Genomic DNA, 5188 nt, shown 5'->3' with positions numbered 1-5188 from the left:
GGGGCTTTCCTTAATTTGAAGTCTGGCGGTGTCCTACTCTCACATGGGGAGACCCCACACTACCATCGGCGCTGGTATGTTTCACTTCTGGGTTCGGAATGGAGCCAGGTGGTGCCATACCGCTATGGCCGCCAGACAAAAACTGTCACAACATGAAGGCTGATTGTACTGCCACTCGTTTGATGTCGCGCTCTGCGCAACCTCTGTTATTCGGTAAAGGTATCGTGCTTGTGCTTAACGATTCCCAAACACCTTGGGTGTTGTATGGTTAAGTCTCACGGGCAATTAGTACGGGTTAGCTCAACGCATTACTACGCTTCCACACCCCGCCTATCAACGTTGTCGTCTTCAACGACCCTTCAGAGCACTTAAAGTGCTAGTGAGAGCTTATCTCGAGGCTCGCTTCCCGCTTAGATGCTTTCAGCGGTTATCGATTCCGAACGTAGCTACCCGGCAGTGCCACTGGCGTGACAACCGGAACACCAGAGGTTCGTCCACTCCGGTCCTCTCGTACTAGGAGCAGCCCCTCTCAACTCTCAAACGCCCACGGCAGATAGGGACCGAACTGTCTCACGACGTTCTAAACCCAGCTCGCGTACCACTTTAAATGGCGAACAGCCATACCCTTGGGACCGACTTCAGCCCCAGGATGTGATGAGCCGACATCGAGGTGCCAAACACCGCCGTCGATATGAACTCTTGGGCGGTATCAGCCTGTTATCCCCGGAGTACCTTTTATCCGTTGAGCGATGGCCCTTCCATTCAGAACCACCGGATCACTATGACCTACTTTCGTATCTGCTCGACGTGTCTGTCTCGCAGTTAAGCTGGCTTCTGCCATTACACTAACCGTACGATGTCCGACCGTACTTAGCCAACCTTCGTGCTCCTCCGTTACTCTTTGGGAGGAGACCGCCCCAGTCAAACTACCCACCAGGCACTGTCCTCACACCCGATTAGGGTGCCAAGTTAGAACATCAAACATACAAGGGTGGTATTTCAAGGATGGCTCCACACCAACTGGCGCCAGTGCTTCAAAGCCTCCCACCTATCCTACACATGTAGGTTCAATGTTCAGTGCCAAGCTGTAGTAAAGGTTCACGGGGTCTTTCCGTCTAGCCGCGGGTACACTGCATCTTCACAGCGATTTCAATTTCACTGAGTCTCGGGTGGAGACAGCGTGGCCATGGTTACACCATTCGTGCAGGTCGGAACTTACCCGACAAGGAATTTCGCTACCTTAGGACCGTTATAGTTACGGCCGCCGTTTACCGGGGCTTCGATCAAGAGCTTCGCTTACGCTAACCCCATCAATTAACCTTCCGGCACCGGGCAGGTGTCACACCCTATACGTCCTCTTTCGAGTTAGCAGAGTGCTGTGTTTTTAATAAACAGTCCCAGCCACCTGGTCACTGCGACCACCATCAGCTTACGACGCGAAGTCTTCACCAACAGTGGCGTACCTTCTCCCGAAGTTACGGTACTATTTTGCCTAGTTCCTTCACCCGAGTTCTCTCAAGCGCCTTAGTATTCTCTACCTGACCACCTGTGTCGGTTTCGGGTACGGTCGATGTTTATCTGAAGCTTAGAGGCTTTTCCCGGAAGCATGGCATCAACAGCTTCGTACCCGTAGGTACTCGTCTCGTGTCTCGACCTTAAGAGCCCGGATTTTCCTAAGCTCTCAGCCTACGCACTTTCACCAGGACTACCAACGCCTGGCCTGCCTAGCCTTCTCCGTCCCCCCATCGCAATAAACATCGGTACAGGAATATTAACCTGTTTCCCATCGACTACGCGTTTCCGCCTCGCCTTAGGGGCCGACTTACCCTACCCTGATTAGCATGGGATAGGAAACCTTGGTCTTCCGGCGTGGGAGTTTTTCACTCCCATTATCGTTACTCATGTCAGCATTCGCACTTCTGATACGTCCAGCATGCTTCTCAACACACCTTCATCCGCTTACAGAACGCTCCCCTACCCAGCAACAAGTTGCTGCCGCAGCTTCGGTGTATGGCTTAGCCCCGTTACATCTTCCGCGCAGGCCGACTCGACTAGTGAGCTATTACGCTTTCTTTAAAGGGTGGCTGCTTCTAAGCCAACCTCCTAGCTGTCTGTGCCTTCCCACATCGTTTCCCACTGAGCCATAACTTTGGGACCTTAGCTGGCGGTCTGGGTTGTTTCCCTCTCCACGACGGACGTTAGCACCCGCCGTGTGTCTCCCGGATAGTACTCTGCGGTATTCGGAGTTTGCATGGGGTTGGTAAGTCGGGATGACCCCCTAGCCCAAACAGTGCTCTACCCCCGCAGGTATTCGTCCGAGGCTCTACCTAAATAGATTTCGGGGAGAACCAGCTATCTCCGGGCTTGATTAGCCTTTCACTCCTAGCCACAAGTCATCCCCTAATTTTTCAACATTAGTGGGTTCGGTCCTCCAGTTGATGTTACTCAACCTTCAACCTGCTCATGGTTAGATCGCCCGGTTTCGGGTCTATACCTTGCAACTCGACGCCCAGTTAAGACTCGGTTTCCCTACGGCTTCCCTATACGGTTAACCTTGCTACAAAATATAAGTCGCTGACCCATTATACAAAAGGTACGCAGTCACCCCACAAGGAGGCTCCTACTGCTTGTACGTACACGGTTTCAGGTTCTATTTCACTCCCCTCGCCGGGGTTCTTTTCGCCTTTCCCTCACGGTACTGGTTCACTATCGGTCAGTTGGGAGTATTTAGCCTTGGAGGATGGTCCCCCCATATTCAGTCAAGATAACACGTGTCCCGACCTACTCGATTTCACTTTTCATGCGCCGTCACATACCGGGCTATCACCGTCTCTGGCTCTGCTTCCCAACAGATTCTGCTAACGCATGTAAAGCTTAAGGGCTGTTTCCCGTTCGCTCGCCGCTACTAAGGAAATCTCGGTTGATTTCTTTTCCTCCGGGTACTTAGATGTTTCAGTTCTCCGGGTTTGCCTCCTGACACCTATAGATTCAGTGCCGGATACTCTGTAAACAGAGTGGGTTTCCCCATTCGGAAATCCATGACTCAAGTGCCTCTTACTGGCTTATCATGGCTTATCGCAAGTTAGTACGTCCTTCATCGCCTCCAACTGCCTAGGCATCCACCGTGTACGCTTAGTCACTTAACCATACAACAACCAAAGTGTCTGTGACCCTTCAGATGCTGTAATCGCAACTAAGATTGTTTGTTCTCGCTGTACACAAGTTCGATACGCCTCTACCTAATCACAAAGGTTCAAATAGAGTGGCATTTCTTTCTTTTTACAATCAGCTTTCCATGTTGTTAAAGAGCGTGTAACACAAAGTTACCGGTAAACATTCAAATCTTATGGTGGGTCTGAGTAGACTTGAACTACCGACCTCACCCTTATCAGGGGTGCGCTCTAACCAGCTGAGCTACAGACCCAGTAAACCTTCAGGCATCATCTTGTGCCAAAGGCACAAGCTACCCAAATGTATCTCTGTATTCTATCAAGCCGGCAAACTGTGTGGACACTCACATCAGTCAGCATAATGTAAGGAGGTGATCCAGCCGCAGGTTCCCCTACGGCTACCTTGTTACGACTTCACCCCAGTCATGAACCACACCGTGGTGATCGTTCTCCCGAAGGTTAAACTAACCACTTCTGGTGCAGCCCACTCCCATGGTGTGACGGGCGGTGTGTACAAGGCCCGGGAACGTATTCACCGTGGCATTCTGATCCACGATTACTAGCGATTCCGACTTCATGGAGTCGAGTTGCAGACTCCAATCCGGACTACGACGCGCTTTATGAGATTCGCTTACCTTCGCAGGTTCGCTGCCCTTTGTACGCGCCATTGTAGCACGTGTGTAGCCCATCCCGTAAGGGCCATGATGACTTGACGTCGTCCCCACCTTCCTCCGGTTTATCACCGGCAGTCTCCCCAGAGTTCCCACCATTACGTGCTGGCAACTAAGGATAAGGGTTGCGCTCGTTGCGGGACTTAACCCAACATCTCACAACACGAGCTGACGACAGCCATGCAGCACCTGTCTCAGTGTTCCCGAAGGCACCAATCTATCTCTAGAAAGTTCACTGGATGTCAAGGGATGGTAAGGTTCTTCGCGTTGCATCGAATTAAACCACATGCTCCACCGCTTGTGCGGGCCCCCGTCAATTCATTTGAGTTTTAACCTTGCGGCCGTACTCCCCAGGCGGTCAACTTAGTGCGTTAGCTGCGTTACTCACGTCTTAAAGACACGAACAACTAGTTGACATCGTTTACGGCGTGGACTACCAGGGTATCTAATCCTGTTTGCTCCCCACGCTTTCGTACCTCAGCGTCAGTCTCTGACCAGGTGGCCGCCTTCGCCACCGGTATTCCTTCCAATATCTACGCATTTCACCGCTACACTGGAAATTCTACCACCCTCTTCAGGACTCTAGCGTGCCAGTTCAAAATGCCATTCCCAGGTTGAGCCCGGGGCTTTCACATCTTGCTTAACACACCGCCTACGTACGCTTTACGCCCAGTAATTCCGATTAACGCTTGCACCCTCCGTATTACCGCGGCTGCTGGCACGGAGTTAGCCGGTGCTTCTTCTGTGGCTAACGTCAACTGTAACCGCTATTAACGATTACCCTTTCCTCACCACTGAAAGTGCTTTACAACCCGAAGGCCTTCTTCACACACGCGGCATGGCTGGATCAGGGTTGCCCCCATTGTCCAATATTCCCCACTGCTGCCTCCCGTAGGAGTCTGGGCCGTGTCTCAGTCCCAGTGTGGCTGATCATCCTCTCAGAACAGCTAGGGATCGTCGCCTTGGTGAGCCGTTACCTCACCAACTAGCTAATCCCGCTTGGGCCCATCTCTAGGTGTGAGGCCCGAAGGTCCCCCACTTTGGTCCGTAGACATTATGCGGTATTAGCCACCGTTTCCAGTGGTTGTCCCCCGCCTAGAGGCAAGTTCCCAAGTATTACTCACCCGTCCGCCGCTCGTCAGCAAAGAAGCAAGCTTCTTCCTGTTACCGCTCGACTTGCATGTGTTAGGCCTGCCGCCAGCGTTCAATCTGAGCCATGATCAAACTCTTCAATTAAAAGTAGTTCAATCAACTCAATGAATTACGCGTTTTTGCTTAGCTTCAAATTTGAAACCTTGCTGAACACTCATTCAAAAGTTGCAATACATAGTTCGTTTTGCTTAACTT

General features: G+C 51.7%; 1 tRNA gene and 3 rRNA genes. All 4 read right to left on the bottom strand.

The features are described 5' to 3' along the window. Nucleotides 1-20: 20 nt before the first annotated feature. The 4 genes from rrf to CWE23_RS13775 all read right to left on the bottom strand — a co-directional run bounded on the left by rrf (nt 21) and on the right by CWE23_RS13775 (nt 5077). Nucleotides 21-136 (bottom strand): 5S ribosomal RNA (rrf, locus tag CWE23_RS13790). A 128-nt stretch (nt 137-264) separates the two neighbouring features. Next, a 23S ribosomal RNA gene (locus CWE23_RS13785) occupies nt 265-3146 on the bottom strand. A 201-nt stretch (nt 3147-3347) separates the two neighbouring features. Continuing rightward, nucleotides 3348-3424, bottom strand: a tRNA-Ile gene (locus tag CWE23_RS13780). Nucleotides 3425-3534: 110 nt separating this feature from the next. Continuing rightward, a 16S ribosomal RNA gene (locus CWE23_RS13775) occupies nt 3535-5077 on the bottom strand. The 16S, 23S and 5S rRNA genes sit together here with 1 tRNA gene alongside, the layout of an rRNA operon. Nucleotides 5078-5188 lie beyond the last annotated feature (111 nt).

Origin of the sequence: Idiomarina aquatica (genome assembly GCF_003987185.1) — a bacterium.
Taxonomy (GTDB): domain Bacteria; phylum Pseudomonadota; class Gammaproteobacteria; order Enterobacterales; family Alteromonadaceae; genus Idiomarina; species Idiomarina aquatica.
Note: the sequence above shows the minus strand (reverse complement) of the source record. Positions and strands in the feature narration are given on the sequence as shown.